Below are 228 nucleotides of genomic sequence, written 5' to 3' on the forward strand. Positions count from 1 at the left end.
GGTCCCGGCCGCAGTGAAGGCGAAGTACCTGGCGGCGACGGTCAGGGACGTCACGGTCACGACGGCCGCGGACGGCCTCCCCCATCGCATGCTGCGTACGGACTTCGTCGACTCCTTGGAGAGGTCCGGCCGTGCGGGGGCCCTCGCACAGGCCGTCCGCCGGGCCGCCGGGTTCCGGTGGCTGTCCGGGCTCTCCTGGTGGCGGATGCTCCGCGGCGGTCTCGCCAT

At 73.7% G+C, this 228-nt stretch carries 1 pseudogene; it reads left to right on the forward strand.

Annotated elements, in window-relative coordinates:
- Nucleotides 1-228: pseudogene (locus tag KVT44_RS57620) on the forward strand (nitronate monooxygenase); the annotation flags it as partial.

The sequence above is a fragment of the Streptomyces sp. GbtcB7 genome (genome assembly GCF_019091445.1).
Lineage (GTDB): Bacteria > Actinomycetota > Actinomycetes > Streptomycetales > Streptomycetaceae > Streptomyces > Streptomyces mirabilis.